Source organism: Virgibacillus xinjiangensis, assembly GCF_042643145.1.
Lineage (GTDB): Bacteria > Bacillota > Bacilli > Bacillales > Amphibacillaceae > Virgibacillus_O > Virgibacillus_O xinjiangensis.
The window spans coordinates 45,393-61,678 of the sequence record NZ_JBHRSA010000003.1; the positions used below are offsets into that span (position 1 = coordinate 45,393).

17 protein-coding genes and 1 riboswitch are annotated in these 16,286 nt (G+C 48.4%); of the genes, 11 read left to right on the plus strand and 6 right to left on the minus strand.

Translation table 11 applies throughout. The features are described from left to right. The first annotated feature begins 180 nt into the window (after positions 1–180). From ACFOGI_RS00330 to ACFOGI_RS00350, 5 genes are all read left to right on the plus strand, one after another. Entirely contained in the window at positions 181–528 is a 348-nt protein-coding gene (locus ACFOGI_RS00330; protein WP_390266696.1) for a hypothetical protein, read from the plus strand. A 406-nt stretch (positions 529–934) separates the two neighbouring features. Then, entirely contained in the window at positions 935–1,231 is a 297-nt protein-coding gene (locus ACFOGI_RS00335; RefSeq protein ID WP_390266698.1) for a TIGR04104 family putative zinc finger protein, read from the plus strand. Between the two features lie 608 nt (positions 1,232–1,839). Continuing rightward, entirely contained in the window at positions 1,840–2,712 is an 873-nt protein-coding gene (locus ACFOGI_RS00340; protein ID WP_390266700.1) for an AraC family transcriptional regulator, read from the plus strand. 209 nt (positions 2,713–2,921) lie between these two features. Next, positions 2,922–3,311 (plus strand): ArsR/SmtB family transcription factor, encoded by a 390-nt coding sequence (locus tag ACFOGI_RS00345; RefSeq protein ID WP_390266702.1) that lies wholly within the window; start codon positions 2,922–2,924, stop codon positions 3,309–3,311. Beyond that, a complete protein-coding gene (locus ACFOGI_RS00350) occupies positions 3,298–5,406 on the plus strand; it encodes a heavy metal translocating P-type ATPase (RefSeq protein ID WP_390266704.1) in 2,109 nt (702 codons plus the stop codon). The genes ACFOGI_RS00345 and ACFOGI_RS00350 overlap by 14 nt, the downstream gene beginning before the upstream one ends. 90 nt (positions 5,407–5,496) lie before the next feature. Here ACFOGI_RS00350 and ACFOGI_RS00355 read toward each other — a convergent pair whose 3' ends face one another. Next, a complete protein-coding gene (locus ACFOGI_RS00355) occupies positions 5,497–5,718 on the minus strand; it encodes a cation transporter (RefSeq protein WP_390266706.1) in 222 nt (73 codons plus the stop codon). Between the two features lie 131 nt (positions 5,719–5,849). Beyond that, positions 5,850–5,959, plus strand: a riboswitch (TPP riboswitch). Positions 5,960–6,049: 90 nt separating this feature from the next. Between ACFOGI_RS00355 and tenA the strand changes: the two genes are divergently transcribed. The 4 genes from tenA (at position 6,050) to rbsK (ending at position 9,990) form a co-directional block, all read left to right on the plus strand. Then, a complete protein-coding gene (gene tenA / locus ACFOGI_RS00360; protein ID WP_390266708.1) occupies positions 6,050–6,739 on the plus strand; it encodes a thiaminase II in 690 nt (229 codons plus the stop codon). A gap of 3 nt (positions 6,740–6,742) precedes the next feature. After that, complete coding sequence (locus ACFOGI_RS00365) at positions 6,743–7,522, plus strand: TatD family hydrolase (protein ID WP_390266710.1); 780 nt, start codon at positions 6,743–6,745, stop codon at positions 7,520–7,522. Positions 7,523–7,721: 199 nt separating this feature from the next. Further along, entirely contained in the window at positions 7,722–9,053 is a 1,332-nt protein-coding gene (locus tag ACFOGI_RS00370; protein ID WP_390266712.1) for a D-serine ammonia-lyase, read from the plus strand. A gap of 52 nt (positions 9,054–9,105) precedes the next feature. Continuing rightward, positions 9,106–9,990 carry a ribokinase gene (rbsK, locus tag ACFOGI_RS00375; protein ID WP_390266714.1) on the plus strand — a complete coding sequence of 295 codons (885 nt, stop codon included), beginning with the start codon at positions 9,106–9,108 and terminating at the stop codon, positions 9,988–9,990. A 107-nt stretch (positions 9,991–10,097) separates the two neighbouring features. Here rbsK and ACFOGI_RS00380 read toward each other — a convergent pair whose 3' ends face one another. From ACFOGI_RS00380 to ACFOGI_RS00395, 4 genes are all read right to left on the minus strand, one after another. Then, positions 10,098–11,228: an alcohol dehydrogenase catalytic domain-containing protein gene (locus tag ACFOGI_RS00380; RefSeq protein WP_390266716.1), complete on the minus strand. Its 1,131-nt coding sequence runs from the start codon at positions 11,226–11,228 to the stop codon at positions 10,098–10,100. A 71-nt stretch (positions 11,229–11,299) separates the two neighbouring features. Continuing rightward, positions 11,300–11,599: a hypothetical protein gene (locus tag ACFOGI_RS00385; RefSeq protein ID WP_390266718.1), complete on the minus strand. Its 300-nt coding sequence runs from the start codon at positions 11,597–11,599 to the stop codon at positions 11,300–11,302. Next, positions 11,556–11,759 (minus strand): hypothetical protein, encoded by a 204-nt coding sequence (locus tag ACFOGI_RS00390; protein WP_390266720.1) that lies wholly within the window; start codon positions 11,757–11,759, stop codon positions 11,556–11,558. Before ACFOGI_RS00390 ends, ACFOGI_RS00385 begins: the two co-directional genes overlap by 44 nt. Before the next feature lie 76 nt (positions 11,760–11,835). Then, on the minus strand, positions 11,836–12,240 hold the full coding sequence (locus ACFOGI_RS00395; RefSeq protein ID WP_390266722.1) for a hypothetical protein: 405 nt from the start codon (positions 12,238–12,240) through the stop codon (positions 11,836–11,838). Positions 12,241–12,589: 349 nt separating this feature from the next. On the opposite strand from ACFOGI_RS00395, the gene ACFOGI_RS00400 reads away from it, so the two are divergent. Beyond that, on the plus strand, positions 12,590–14,113 hold the full coding sequence (locus ACFOGI_RS00400; protein ID WP_390266724.1) for an AbgT family transporter: 1,524 nt from the start codon (positions 12,590–12,592) through the stop codon (positions 14,111–14,113). A 48-nt stretch (positions 14,114–14,161) separates the two neighbouring features. Beyond that, complete coding sequence (locus tag ACFOGI_RS00405) at positions 14,162–15,328, plus strand: M20 metallopeptidase family protein (protein WP_390266726.1); 1,167 nt, start codon at positions 14,162–14,164, stop codon at positions 15,326–15,328. Positions 15,329–15,410: 82 nt separating this feature from the next. Here ACFOGI_RS00405 and ACFOGI_RS00410 read toward each other — a convergent pair whose 3' ends face one another. Continuing rightward, the gene (locus ACFOGI_RS00410) at positions 15,411–16,184 is read right to left on the minus strand and encodes a PAS domain S-box protein (protein WP_390266728.1); all 774 of its coding nucleotides are present in this window, start codon (positions 16,182–16,184) and stop codon (positions 15,411–15,413) included. Between the last annotated feature and the right edge of the window lie 102 nt (positions 16,185–16,286).

Here is a 16,286-nt window from a genome sequence, read left to right on the forward strand (position 1 = left end):
GTTTGTGTCCCTTCCATATGGAAATGGAATATCTATATATTGTGTCGATTTAGGGGTCGTGAGCTGCTATCTTGGTAATGGACGGGGGTATCTATACTCAAAAATAATAGAAAATTACCATTTTTAGGCCTTGCTTGCTGTGGTACTATGTGCATACGTTGTGCAGGAGGGGTGTGATGAATGAAAGTTATAAATGCCTTACTGGTTGTGATTATTACCATTTTTTTGGTCAAAGATTTTTTCCCTGAGTGGAATGGGTTGGCGTTCATCCCATCCTGGACGGTGCTGCCTATCGTTCTGATAACGTATCTGATGTCCAATTTACCAGGTAGCACCGAGGAGGATGAACGAGACGATGGGAAAATGGATATATTCCTGGTTTTGTATTTGTTCGTCTTGATAGGTGTCCTAGCAATGCTCGGAGGTAATTCAGAAAACGGAATAACTTCCTCCTTTGTTTTCTGGATCGTTGTAGGCATTTCTGTTTTCCATATCTTCAGGAAGCAAAGAACCAGGAAAAGGACGTGATAACACAAAGAGAAGGAGGAGAGGGTAAACAATAAAGAAGAAAAGAGAGGGCAAGGTGAGGACAAGAGAAGGTAATGATCACTTGTGTAAAAGGTATAACTATCATGTTTGAAGAAAAAATGAATAAGTTACTATATTTTCAGAACTTTTCTCCTCTTCCTCCGTATTACTTAGTAAGGATACAAAGGGAAGGGGGGAATTCATGGGTCAGCTTCTTCTGAATTGGTGCAGGGTTAAAGACAGGCTGGAGAAACTGCTGGAATGGCCCTCCTCTCGCAATTTATATAGGGACTGACATTGTATGTAAGATAAGAAGATGATGGGGGTTGAGGTCCATACTGCGACTGGGAAGTTCGACAGCGAACCTAGCAGGCAGCTTAACGTCAGAGAAGGGAGGTGTAAACAGATGCCAACATGCCAAAAATGCGGCAAAGACTGGAGTTGGAGCCAAACGTTCAAGAAGATGTTCACCCTGGATACGTCGATGGAGTGTCCGTACTGTGGCGAAAAGCAGTATTACACAAAGCGGTCTAGGAAAAGAACAGCAGCTGTGTCCGTCCTCATTCCTTTCCTTATTTTTTTGACTCTATTGGATATTTCTCTGTATCTTATTGGCGGGATTTACGTTGTATTTTGTTTATCGATCCTTGGTTTTCTACCGTTTCTGATAGAAACATCGAATGAAGAAGAACCTCTTTGGTAGTGGGCTGCCCGGGTTCTTCTTCCATTGGAGGGCGTCATGGGCAGGACTGCTGCTATTGGGAGTGGGAGGTGGTTTTTTGTTTAAAGTGATAGTCCTGCTCATCTTTTTGGTACTTATGTATCTCTTAGTTAAGCAGGAGAATAGCAAGGTGAAGTTTCCTTTTCTTATATATTTTTCATTGCTGTCTGTTGTTTTCGCGAGTGGGCTTTTTTACATTTCAACTACATATCAATTATCCGACCGCCCAGTAGAGGGCGGGTTCGCGACGCTTTTTGAATGGGTGAGTTTTTTCTCGTACCTCTATCATATCCCACTGTTTATTCTGACCATCTATAAATTATTCAGATTTATAGATGAAGCGTTCAAAAGAATCTGGCCGAAAGCTGTTGTGCTGGTTTTTTCGTTGGCTCTTTTAACGGGTTTCGGGTATATCTCGTTGTTTATATTTGTACTGCTTTTTTATGGGTTTGCACCCTGATCTATAATATGGATGGAAGTGCGGTAGGTTTGAGAAGCAGGAGTAAGCGTATCAATCCTGCATAATGGGGCACAAAATGTCGGGTAGGTACATTCCAGTCCTGCTAATCTGTGGATAAGGGAGGGATATAGTGGAACTGCTGAAGAATATGAATGAGGCGATGAAGTATATCGAAGAAAATCTTACGGGCAACTTAGACATGAAAGTGGTGGCACGGATTGCTCATTGTTCCGAATATCATTTTAAAAGGATGTTTTCGTTCCTTGCAGGTATCACCTTGTCAGAGTATATACGCCGCAGAAGACTGAGTCTGGCAGCATTTGAACTAGTTGATCATGATCGGAAAGTCATTGATATTGCGGTTAAATATGGCTATAACTCACCGGACGCTTTTACTAGAGCCTTTCAACATTTACATGGTGTTACACCATCACAAGCAAGAAATGATGGTCAGCCATTAAAAGCTTATCCACAGATGTCCTTCCAATTATCCATCAGAGGGGGAAATGAAATGAACTATCGGCTGGAACAGAAAGAAGCATTTAACATTGTTGGTATCATGAAAAGAGTCCCGATTGTTTTTGAAGGAGAAAACCCGCATATTACAGAGATGTGGAAATCCATGACGAGGGAGAAGATAGACCAATTAAAGAAGATCTCTGATGTCGAACCCGGAGGACTGATCCAAGCATCAGCCAACTTTTCAGAAGGGCGCATGGAAGAAAAAGGTGAGCTTGATCAATATATAGGAGTGGCGACCACACAGGAATCTCCTGGAACTTTTTCAGCCCTTGAAGTTCCTGCCATGACTTGGGCAGTGTTCGAATCCACAGGACCTTTCCCTCATACGCTTCAGAATACGTGGGGAAGGATTTATTCTGAGTGGTTTCCATCTTCCAATTATCAGGCAACAGAAGGCCCTGAAATTCTATCGATAAAAACGGAAGATTTAACATCACCTTCCGTAACAAGTGAAATTTGGATACCAGTAGTGAGAAGATGATACGCACAAGGAGCTGCCGATGCAGCTCTTTTTTCATTTAGAAGAGAAGTCATATCGTCCCCTGGTGGGAACAGTGGATCAGTAAAGATGAAAGTAGGAGGGATATGGACCTCTTCGTCCATTCCACCATGAATCTCGGAAATGTTTGACATCTCCCGCTAATTGGCATACATTATAATCAAACGTATATTTGAATAAGGTGATAGAAGATGTCTGAAAAAGTTTTGAATAAACAGGAAGCTTCGTCCTGTGAGACGTTTCTTTCTGATGAGGAGAAGGTCAACCTAGTCAAACCGAGGATAGCGGAAGTGGAGGGAGTGGAGCAGATTTTCAAAGCGCTCGGAGATGCCTCCAGACTTAGAATCGCTTATGCGCTCACCCTGGAAGAGGAACTATGTGTTTGTGACATTGCCAATATCTTGGACTGTTCAACGGCAACTGCTTCCCATCATTTGCGTTCACTGCGGGAGAAAGGCATTGCCAAGTCCCGGAAAGAGGGGAAAGTCGTGTTCTATTCCCTTGATGACCATCATGTCCGCCAGCTTGTAGAGATATCCATGGCTCACGCGAAGGAAGGCGATCCACATGGAAACAGCTAAACAGACATATCGTCTGGAAGGCTTGTCCTGCACGAATTGTGCAGCAAAGTTCGAGAAGAATATCCGTGATATCCAGACGGTCGAGGGTGTCCAGCTCAATTTCGGCGCCTCCAAAGTGACGGTGGAAGGAGAGGCCAGTGTCCAGCAGTTGGAAGAGGCTGGTGCTTTCGATGGAATCAAGGTTTACCCAGAACGGGAACGCCAGCAGCCGAAGGAGCCTTTTTGGAAGAAAAGGGAGAACCTTCCGCCGCTAATTTCCCTGTTGTTCACCATGGCAGGTATCCTGGCTCTTGTCCAGTTGGGAGAGGGACATATTGCTGCCACCGGATTATTCGTCGTGGCTATCCTCGTCGGTGGAGTCGACTTGTTCAAGACTGGCCTGAAAAACCTGTCCAGACTGGAATTCGACATGCGGACACTGATGACCATTGCCATCATTGGTGCTGCAATCATCGGCGAGTGGGCAGAAGCGGCAGTAGTTGTCTTCCTGTTCGCATTGAGTGAGGCTTTGGAGGATTACTCCATGGATAAGGCGCGACAGTCGATCCGGTCGTTAATGGATATCGCTCCCAATAGGGCGACGGTGAGAAGGGACGGCCAGCTGATGGAAGTCGATGTCGAGGATGTCCAGATCGGTGATATGATGCTGATCAAACCGGGGGATAAACTGGCGATGGACGGAGAAGTGGCGAAGGGTGCCACGTCCATCAATCAGGCCGCCATTACCGGAGAATCCATACCGGTATACAAGCAACCTGGGGATGAAGTATTCGCTGGCACGCTGAACGAAGAGGGATCACTGGAAGTCCGGGTGACAAAACGGAGTGAAGACACGACGATTGCTAAAATCATCCATCTAGTGGAGGAGGCGCAGGCAGAAAGAGCGCCGTCCCAGCAGTTTGTGGATAAATTCGCCAGGTATTATACACCGGCGATTATTGCTTTGGCTTCGCTTGTTGCCATCGTGCCCCCATTGTTCTTCGGAGCTTCTTGGACAGAATGGGTATACAGCGGGCTTGCCGTGCTTGTTGTCGGGTGTCCCTGTGCACTCGTCATCTCCACCCCTGTTGCGATTGTCACAGCGATCGGCAATGCCGCAAGAAATGGGGTGCTGATCAAGGGCGGCATCCACTTGGAAGAAACCGGTCGTCTGCAGGCGATTGCCTTTGACAAAACAGGAACACTGACAGAAGGGAAACCGGAAGTGACGGATATTCTTCCGTCAGGGACAATGTCTCCGGATGAACTTCTAGGTAAGGCCCGGGCCATGGAGACTTTTTCCCGTCATCCGCTTGCCTCAGCAATCATCCGTAAGGCAGAAGAGGCTGGCGCAGGTGAATACCCGGCAGAGAACTTCCAGTCGATGACGGGCAAGGGCGCTTCTGCCAGCATTGATGGCACCCGTTATTATATCGGCAGCCCTTCTTTATTTGAAGGCATGCAAGAAATGCCTGAATCACTCGCAACACAAATCAGCCGTCTGCAGGCTGAAGGCAAGACGGTGATGCTGGTAGGAACGGAACAGGAAATCGAAGGGCTCATCGCAGTGGCGGACAGCGTAAGGAAAACCAGTCCGTCCATCATCCGTAAACTGCATGATTTAGGCATCAGGCAGACAGTAATGCTGACCGGGGATAATCAAGCGGCAGGGAATGCGATAGGGAAGCAGCTTGGCATGACGGAAACAAAAGCGGAGTTATTGCCACAGGATAAGCTGGATGCCGTCAAAGATATCCGGAAAAATCACGGAAACACGGCAATGGTCGGTGATGGGGTGAATGATGCACCGGCACTGGCTGCCGCGACAGTCGGTATCGCGATGGGCGGTGCCGGAACTGATACGGCACTGGAGACAGCGGATATCGCCCTGATGGCGGACGATCTGGAAAAACTGCCATACACCGTTTCGCTCAGCAGGAGGGCCTTATCGGTCATCAAGCAGAATATCATGTTCGCACTTGGGATCAAGCTGGTTGCACTGTTATTGGTGATTCCCGGATGGCTGACGCTGTGGATCGCCATTCTGGCAGATGTCGGAGCAACGTTGCTGGTGGTGCTGAACTCCATGCGGCTGATGAAAAATGGGGAAATGTGAATAGAGAAACCGTCCAGGAGAGCTCATCGGTCCCACAATATAAACAAAGCCTGAATCGTCATGATTCAGGCTTTTTATCAGGTATCGATCCTATAAGTCCAATTTTTCTGCTTCAAATCCGGCTTCTTCAATGGCATGCAGCACATCGGCGAGCGTGGTCTGCTTCCGGTTGAAGGTGACCCTTCCTTTTTCCGTTTTCTCATTCACCTGTATTTCCAACACCCCTTGAATTCTAGAGACGGCGTTTTCGATTTTTCCGGCACAATGCGGGCAATGCATTCCCTTTACTTCCAGGTAATTGGTTTCGTTCATGGTCGTTCACCACCTTTTCCGGTCTATTAAAGCGTATGGCATTGCCTCCTCGTTTAGAACGGATGCCCTCTGTGTTTGACAATTGCCAATTCAATGATATATTGGAGAGGACAACCATTCGAATATGTGAAAACTTCCACTGGGGGAACCTTGTCACAAGGTTGAGATTAAAGTTGAAACTTTAGGACTCCTAGCACCTGATCTGGCTCATACCAGCGTAGGGAAGTGGGGCGGGGCAAAGTTTCATCATGCCCTTTTTGTTCAGCCGCCACCCTCCTGCGTAAAGCAAGGAGGTTTTTTCTATTGGATGGAAAATTGAAGGAGGTTGATCATGAGATTTTCAGAGGAATTGAGAGAGGCAGCGAATCCAATTTGGGAGGCGAGCTTCCGGCACCCATTCATTAAAGAGTTGGGAGAAGGGACTCTCCCGCTTGCATGCTTCCGCTACTATGTCATGCAGGATGCTTATTACTTATCCCATTTCGCAAAAGCACAGTCGATCGGGGCGGCCAAAGCAGAAGAGTTCTATACGACCAGCCGGATGGCTTCCCATGCCCAGGGGTCCTATGAAGCGGAGATGGGACTGCATGAAACATTCTATCATCTGCTGGAGATATCAAAGGAGGAACAGGAGGCGTTCATCCCGGCACCAACCGCCTATGCCTATACGTCCCATCTGCATCGGGCCAGCTATAATGGTCATCTCGGCGATATTATCGCAGCCATCCTCCCATGTTATTGGCTCTATTACGAAATCGGGGAAAGATTGAAAGATTCCAAGCCGGAGGAACCGATCTACCAGGAATGGATTGCAGCTTATGGCAGTGATTGGTTCAAGGCGTTGGTGGAGGAACAAATCGACCGTCTCGATGGGATTGCGGAGCATGTCACCCAGGCAGATCTGAAGCGGATGAAGGAGCATTTCCTGATCAGCAGCCAATATGAATATTCATTCTGGGAGATGGCCTACAGGTTGGAGAAATGGCCCATTCCCCTGGAAACTGTTAAAACCGGGGGATGATTCATGCTGGAGAAAATCATCGATGCCCATATTCATCTGGATGCATACAAGGCAGAAGAGCGGGAAATCATCCTACAGGACATGGCGGGCTCCGGGGTGGAAAAACTGATAGCTGTCTCAAGCGATCGATTATCCGCCCAGAAGAATCTATCGTTATCACGGAAGAACCCTGATATTTTGCCGGCATTCGGTTTCCATCCCGAACAGCGGCTGCCTTCCGAGGAGGACCTGGCCGATTTATTCCAATTCATCAGGCAGAACAGCCAAGAAATGACAGCAGTTGGTGAAGTAGGGCTTCCCCATTATCTGCGCAGGGAGGACCCGATCCTTCCCTTGGAGCCGTGCCTGGAAGTGCTCGAGACGTTCATCCAGCTTGCGGTCCAGTTGGAGAAGCCGATCGTATTGCATGCGGTTTATGAGGATGCACCCATTGTCTGTGACCTTTTGGAGAAGCACTCGGTCCGATGGGCACATTTCCATTGGTTCAAGGGGGATCATCGGACGATGGAACGGATGGTGGCTAACGGCTATTTCGTCTCGGTGACACCGGACATTCTCTATAAGCAAAGGACCCAGAATCTGGTCAGAAGGTATCCGCTGGGGAGATTGATGGTCGAGACAGACGGACCTTGGCCATTCGAAGGACCGTTCCTCAAGCAAATGACCCATCCGAAGATGATCCATCTGTCTGTAAGAACGATTGCCGAATGCATACAACAACCGGTCGCCACCGTTTATGAGCAGCTGCTTGCCAATACGAGGAACTTCTACCGGATCAGCTGATGGGGACATTTAACAGGCCTGCCGTTTGATAAGGCAGTTTCCGGGAAACATGTTACAATAGAATCATTGAACCAGGGCTGGAAAAAAACCAAGCACTGAGTCTCTGGAACGTTCTTTTTATCATTATGCTTTACTGATTTGATGCAATGTCGAACCATTCATCCAACTGTAACTTTCCCGATCAAAGGAGGCACCCATTATGCTGTCCAAACAAGAAATGGAGAAGTATAAGCAGAAATTCCCGGAGCTGGATAACATCATGAAAAAAGAACCTATCCTCTGGTTGAACCCGGGACAGGTCGAAGTAAAGGATTTGCAAGCTCCGATCAGTGAGAAGGATATTCATGAAGCGGAGCGGCTGTGGCAAAGATTTGCTCCGTTCATTCAAAAGGCATTTCCGGAAACCGCTTCGGCTGAAGGGATCATCGAATCCCCATTGATGCCCATTCCCGGGGTTCAGCAGTCATTGACACAGTTGTACAACCAGCCGTTTCCAGGAAGCTTCTACCTGAAAGGGGACCACTCCTTGCCTGTTGCTGGGTCGATCAAGGCAAGGGGCGGCTTCTTTGAAGTGCTCGCTTACGCAGAGAAACTTGCGTGGAAGGAAGGGAAAATCCGTGCGGATCAGGACTATGCTGCATTTGCCCGCCCGGAGTTCCAGGAGTTTTTCAGCCAGTATAAAATAGGTGTCGGGTCCACCGGCAATCTCGGACTGAGCATCGGTATCATGGCAGCGACGCTGGGATTCCGTGTCTCTGTCTATATGTCGCGTGATGCAAGACAATGGAAGAAGGATCTTCTGCGGAAAAACGGGGCGGAGGTGAAAGAGTTCTCGGGTGATTTCAGTGTGGCGATCGCTGAAGGGCGGGAGCAGACACTGAAGGATCCGCAGGGCTATTTCGTCGATGATGAGGATTCCAAGGAATTGTTCCTCGGCTATAGTACGGTTGCCCTTCGTCTGAAAGAACAGTTGGAAGAGAATGGAGTCCGCCATGATGCCGAGCATCCTGTGTTTGTCTATCTGCCATGCGGTGTAGGCGGGGCTCCTGGAGGGGTGACATTCGGATTGAAGCATATCATCGGTGATCATGTGCACTGTTTCTTTGTGGAACCTACCCATTCCCCTTCCGTCCTGATCGGCATCGGCACGGGAGAAGGAGCAGGAAGAAGTGTACAGGATTTCGGCCTTGATAACATCACGGAGGCAGATGGTCTTGCGGTCGGCCGTCCATCCCGATTTGCGACGGAGATCAGCAGCCAGTTGGCGAGCGGCATCTGTACCGTAGAAGATGATGAGCTGTACCGGCTCCTTGCAATTACCCAGGATCAAGCAGGAATCGGGCTCGAGCCTTCAGCAACTGCTGGGCTACAGGCACCCCAACGGGTCCTGCAGTCTTCCTATGTGAAAGGCAAGCAGATTAAACCGGAAAACATCACCCATATCTCCTGGTCTACTGGCGGAGGACTGGTGCCGGATTCGGAGATGCAGGAATTCTATAAGAAAGGAAAAGGGCTGCTCGGGGATCGATGATCCTGCAGCCCTTTTGCCCTTTCAGATAACATGATGAGGCAGGGGAAGTAGAGTGCATAGAAAGAAGAAAGTGTGTGTCGTAGGAAGTATGAACATGGATCTCATGGTCACTGCTGACCGGGTGCCCGAACAGGGAGAAACCATCTTGGGGGACAGTTTTGCCATGAGCCCTGGCGGCAAGGGGGCGAACCAGGCTGTGGCTGCTGCAAGATTAGGGGCGGATGTGGAAATGATCGGGGCAGTAGGGGATGACTCCTTCGGCCATGTCTTGCTTTCCGCGTTGAAAGAAGAAGGAATCCATACAGAGGCGGTTCAATTTCTTGCAGGCATAGCAACAGGTACGGCAACCATTATCTTATCAGGCTCCGATAACCGGATCATCGTCGCCCCTGGTGCAAATAAGCAGGTGAGTCCGGAACTGGTACAGGCGCAGAAGGAGAAAATAGCCGACAGTTCCATTCTGCTGTTGCAGTTGGAACTTCCAGTTGAGACAGTGGCAGCCGCTGCGGATATAGCCAGGCAGAACGATGTGCCGATAATCCTCAATCCCGCCCCATACCAGGAACTCCCGGAGAGCCTGCTGAGATCAGCAGCCTTTCTCACCCCTAATATGGTGGAAAATGCTGCGATGCAAGAGAGTTCTTTGTATTCCTTCATTAAGGAGAAATTGATTCTCACAAAAGGAAAACAAGGTGCAGCTTTCTATGAAAAAGGGGAGGTCACGACGATTCCCTCTCATGAAGTAGATGTGAAAGATACTACAGGAGCCGGAGACACCTTCAATGGGGCCTTGGCCGCTCAATTGTCGGATGGAAGGTCGGTAATAGAAGCAGTAACAGCTGCCAATGCTGCTGCGGCTTTATCTGTGAAAAAGGCGGGGGCGCAGGCTGGAATGCCCACACTTTCAGAACTGGAGCAGTTTCTCGACGGAAAATAGGCAAAGAAAAAGGAGGGTCCCATGAAACGTTGATGGAGACCCTCCTTATCTCGTAAAGGGGATAACTATTAAGCTGGCGGGTTGTCCGTGATTGCGCCGCCTTATTTTTATGGCTTCAAGACGACCTTGATGCAGCCGTCATCATGTTTGTCGAACATCTCATAGGCCATGTCTGCATCCTCCAAGTCGACTTTGTGGGTGATGATCTCGGTCGGGTCGAATTCCCCATTGTTCACCATATCAAACAACTTCGGCATATAGTGGACGACCGGTGCCTGACCGGCTTTGACCGTGACATTACGGGTGAAAATGGAATGCAGTGGATAAAGGGTGGCTGGAGCACCATATATACCGGTCAGCATAATGGTGCCGAACTTGCTGACAGAATGCGCCGCCGTGATGATCGGATCGATGGAACCGATCTGTCCAGTGGCAGCTTTGGCATGCTCCTTGGCAGTGACTTCCCCGTCCATGCCCACACAGTCGATGATAATCTCAGCTCCGCCTTTGGTAATCTCTTTCAGATGGCCGGCCATGTCGCCGAATTCATGATAATTGAAGGTTTCCACTTGATTGATGCGCTTGGCATGTTCCAGGCGATAGTCTTCGTGGTCCACGGCGATGACTCGTTTGGCGCCTTTCATCCAGGCGAATTTCTGTGTCATCAATCCGATTGGTCCGGATCCCAACACGATGACCGTATCATTTGCCTTCACGCCGGCATGCTCTACACTCCACCATGCGGTCGGCACCACATCGGAAAGGAATAGAACACTTTCATCCTCCAGTTCGCTGTCTTCCGGAATGACAAACGACGAGAAATCCGCGTATGGGACCCTCAGGTATTCGGCCTGTCCGCCGGGATAATCCCCGAACATTTCGGAAAAACCGAAATAACCACCTGTATCCTTATGTGGATTAGAGTTATCACATTGGCTTTCCATATTATTCTGACAGAAATGACATTCCCCGCAGCTGACATTGAAAGGAATGACGACACGGTCGCCGATCTTACGGTTTTTCACGCCTTTGCCGACTTCTTCGACAATCCCCATCGGTTCATGTCCGATGACATAGTCTTTCCCAAGCGGCATGGTACTGTGATACAAATGGAGATCAGAGCCGCAGATGGCCGTCGAAGTGATGCGGATGATCATATCGGTATCATGCTGGATTTGCGGTGTTTCTACATTTTTGACTTCCACTTTTCCCTTGCCTTGATTGGTAACAGCCTTCATAAGTATCCTCCTTCTGTTTTCTGCTACCTTTCTGATTCCTTTCTTTTATGTTTGTTAAACGTCTGGGAGGATCAGTGGCACTCTGAAGGTGCTGCTGATACCCCGGGTATGCAGGTGATAAACGGGATGAGCGGCGGATATCTTGGTTGTGCAGCGGATAACCGGGGTGACCAGCGGATATCACGGATGAACTGCTGATAAATGAATTCACCGGCAGATATCAGTGGTGTGCTGGTGATAAACGGGATGAGCGGCGGATATCGTGGTTGTGCAGCGGATAACCGGGGTGACCAGCGGATATCACGGATGAACTGCTGATAAATGAGTTCACCGGCAGATATCGGTGGTGTGCTGCCGATAAACGGGATCACCGGCGGATATCACGGATGAACTGTCGATAAATGGAATCTCCAGCGGATACCGAAGATGTCCTGCCGATAAATGAATTCCCCGGCGGATATCGTGGGTGAACTGCTGATAAATGAAATCTCCAGCAGATATCGGTGGTGTGCTGCCGATAAACGGGATCACCGGCGGATATCACGGATGAACTGTCGATAAATGGAATCTCCAGCGGATACCGAAGATGTCCTGCCGATAAATGAATTCACCGGCAGATACCGGTGGTGTGCTGCCGATAAACGGAATCTCCAGCTGATATCCGTGATGTCCTGCTGATAAACGAATTCACCGGCAGATATCGTGGGTGAACTGCCGATAAACGGAATCTCCAGCTGATATCCGTGATGTCCTGGTGATAAATGAAATCTCCAGCTGATATCCGTGATGTCCTGCCGATAAATGAATTCACCGGCAGATACCGGTGGTGTGCTGCCGATAAACGGAATCTCCAGCGGATATCCGTAATGTCCTGCCGATAAATGAATTCACCGGCGGATATGGCGGGTGTGCTGCTGATAACTGGCGTCTCCGGCAGATATCGCGCCTGTGCAGCGGATAAACGTGATGACCAGCGGATACCGAAGATGTGCTGCTGATAAAAGGGGGTCACCCGCTGATATAGCGCTCGTGCAGCTGATAATCCGACTTTCCGCCAAATTTCTCAAGTCTGCAACAAGCTCCACACTTTGCGACGCCAGCTCGCCATTGTAGCAAATGTTGGAATATGTGAAAAACTCTTGACGGTGCCCCCATTTATCATTAAAATCGGTTTATCCTGATAAAGTGTTAAACTGCACAAAGTTTAATATTCTGAAAATTAGTTTTACAAGGGGGCTTCCATTCAAATTAGGTCATCACAGGAGGGCTGATTAGCTGTCCCGATTTTTGGCCTGTTGTTGAACCGTTTGCAAGTACATTTGGAGGGTAAGTTTTACATCAAGAGAAAGTGGGTTTTTCATATGGGAAGAAAACAGAAAAAGAGTGTGATGGATAGATTCCTGAACACAGTAGAGGTGATGGGGAATAAATTGCCAGACCCTATCGTCATCTTCATTGCCCTGATGGGAATTATATTGGTAGGTTCCTTTGTCGCTTCTATGTTCAACCTGAAGGCAACCAATCCAGCCACAGGAGAAGAGGTCGAAGCGGTCAATCTTCTGACAGGGGAAGGCCTTGTTCAGATACTGACGGAAAGTATCAACAACTTCAGCTCGTTTCCGCCGCTTGGCATGGTGCTGGTTGTCATGATCGGTATCGGCATCGCCGAGAAAACCGGATATTTCGAAACAGCCATGAAGCGTGTCATTGAAGTTTCGCCAAAGAAGTTGATCATCCCGGCGATCATTCTTGTGGGTATCATCGGAAACGTAGCGGGTGATGCTGCGCCGGTAGTACTTCCGCCTATCGCGGCGATGGTCATGATCAAACTGGGCCATCATCCATTTGCCGGACTGATCATCGCATATGTCGCTGCAGTCGGGGCATTCTCGGCTAACTTCCTGATAGGTATGACGGACGCATTGGCCCTATCATTCACAGAGCCGGCTGCACAGCTGGTGGATAGCAATTATACTGGAAATATTGCAATGAACTATTACTTTATCGCTGTATCGGCTGTCGTGCTGCTGGTGGTGACTTATGTCCTTGCAACCAAGGTGACCATCCCAAGGCTTGGAAGCTATGACAGCTCTCATTTGGAAGAGCAAAAGGAAGAATTGGAAGAAAGGGAAGTAAAGGCACTGCGTTGGGCGAATATTTCCGCACTGATCACGGCTGCTATCTTCCTTTTCCTGCTGATTCCTGAAAATGGGTTACTACGAAACCAGGAGACCGGGTCGATCATGAATGATTCGCCTTTCATGAATAGTGTTGTATTCATCATTACGATTTTATTCTTCGTTCCTGGGCTCGTCTACGGACTGAAAGCGAAAACGATTCAGAATACAAAGGACTTCGGAAATGTACTCAGTGAATCGATGGCGACGATGGGCAGCTATATTGTCCTTGTCTTTTTTGCAGCCCAAATGTTGGCATATTTCAATTGGAGTAATCTAGGCCCGATCATTGCCATCAAAGGGGCAGATTTGATGCAGAGCTTGAATTTCACCGGAATCCCTCTGATCATCGGTTCCATTATCCTAGCCAGCTTCATCAATTTGCTTATTGGGAGTGCTTCAGCAAAATGGGCCATCCTTGCACCAGTTTTCGTTCCGATGTTCATGCTGATCGGCTATGATCCGGCATTCACTCAGATGCTGTTCCGGATCGGTGACTCCATCACCAATCCGATCACTCCGATGCTGCCATATCTTCCATTGTTGCTTGCCTTTGCGAAGAAATATGACAAGAATGCAGGACTTGGTACATTGATCGCAAATATGCTGCCATATTCGATTGTATTTTTCATAGCATGGACGCTTCTTGTAATTCTATGGCTCTTCCTGGGTCTGCCACTAGGCCCTGGTGGAGCAGTCGAGTATTAAGATTTTGCAGAAGAGGGATTTTCCAAAATAGAAAGGAGATACTGCAACATGAGTATCAACAACGCCATTGAAGAGGTTATGCCACAGGTCTATGAGTGGAGGAGAACGATGCACCGCCACCCGGAACTCTCCTTCCAGGAATACTGGACCAGCGATTATATCGAAGAAGAGCTGAAGAAAATTGGTGGGATAGAAATATCCCGTCCGACCGAGACCAGTGTCCTTGGAATCATCAGGGGCGGCAAGCCTGGGAAGAAGATTGGTCTGCGGGCAGACATCGATGGGCTTCCTATTCAGGAAGAAAGGAAAGACATTGCGTTTGCATCTGAAAAAGAGGGCGTCATGCATGCGTGCGGACATGATGGACATGCTTCCATCCTCCTCGGAGCTGCCAAAGTGCTGGCAGGCCAGGCAGACGAGTTGAATGGAGAAATTTATCTGATCTTCCAACACGCAGAAGAAGCCCCTCCCGGGGGTGCTCGAGAAATGGTCGAAACAGGAATATTTGACGAGTTGGATTTCATCTATGGACAGCATCTGTTTTCAACGATTCCGGTCGGAAAGATCGGCATGACGACAGGACCGGTCACATCCAACTCCGATACTTTCGACCTGCTTATCCGGGGAAAGGGCGGACATGCCTCCCAGCCGGAAAATTCCATTGATCCCGTCGTGATCGGTGCACAGGTGATTGAGAAATTCCAGGCCATCGTGTCCAGGGCTACTTCCCCACTTGATTCCGTGGTCATTTCAACGACCACCTTCCATGCCGGATCGGCAACGAACATTATTCCGGATACGGCAAGACTGGGTGGAAGTGTGCGGACCATCCAAGACGAAACGAGAGAATTGGTGAAGAATAAAATGGAGCAAGCGGTTGCTTCGGTCTGCGATTTCTATGATGCTGGATATGATTTCGATTTCCAATATGGCTATAGCGCAGTCGTCAATGATGAAGAAAAGACGAACCAAGTAATCCGCATGGCGCAGGATGTATTTGGAGATAAAGTATTCGACTATCCACTAGGAATGGGCGGCGAAGATTTCTCAGCTTTTTCCCGTCTGGTCCCAAGTACCTATGCTTTCATCGGAGCCGGAAACCCAGAGAAAGGCTTCGACTACCCTCACCACCATCCATTATTCGGTCTGGACGAAGACAGTTTCATAGATGGTGTGCAAATGATGGTCCATGTCGCTTTAGAAATGACAAAATAAACAGGACAGAAAACCCCCACCAGGCATTTCGGTGGGGGTTTTTAGTATGGTTATCGAGATATAGCGGCATAGCTACGTTTCTTTACTGGGCCAGTTTTTTCAATGCCTGTTTGACATTCGACATGGTCAAGATGTTGCTGGTATCGATATAGGCATCTACAGCATTCTTTGTCAGATCCGGCCTGATACCCGTATATACCGTGGTGACGCCCAGCAGTGTTGAAATAGAATTGATCCTGTAAACAAAATCAATGACATTCGTATCGATACTGTAAGCGCCGGACAGATCGATGATCAGGTATTGAAGCTCTTGTCCTTCAATCTTCCGGGGAATGATATCAAGCAGGAGTTCCAGCCGGTCCTCATCCATATTGCCGACCAGTGGCAGGACGGAGATCTCGTCATGGATAGGAACAATCGGTGTAGCTACTTCACTTTTGATCTGCCTTAATTGCTTCTGTGCTTCTTTCCTCGGCGTTATATCCCGAATGGTCGATTGGATTGCCTTGGTCTTGCCGAACATGACGGGATGGCAAAAGAGCTCCACATCGACCGTGCTGCCATCTGCTTTATGGATTGTCGTCTCGACCAAATCTCCGACTTTGTCTTCCTCTGTGCACTGGCGGAATCTATCTATTGCATATTCCCTGTATGGCTGCGTGAATATTTCTATGATATTGGAGCCGATGATTTCCTCTTTCGGTAAGCCGATGAAATCTGCCCCGGATTGATTGATATAGAGTATTTCATGATTGGAATGGATGATGGTGGTTTCGTAGGAGTATTCCACGATTTGCCGGTACATTTCTTCCTCTATGTGTAAGTTGCTGCTTCCGTCAGCTTCCGATTCTTTCATGCATGCCACTCCTTTTGCTTATAGTGATAGACATAGAAGTCTTTGAATATTCATTAAGAACACGACGTTGGACATTTTAACATATAAGGCATGATCTTCTCT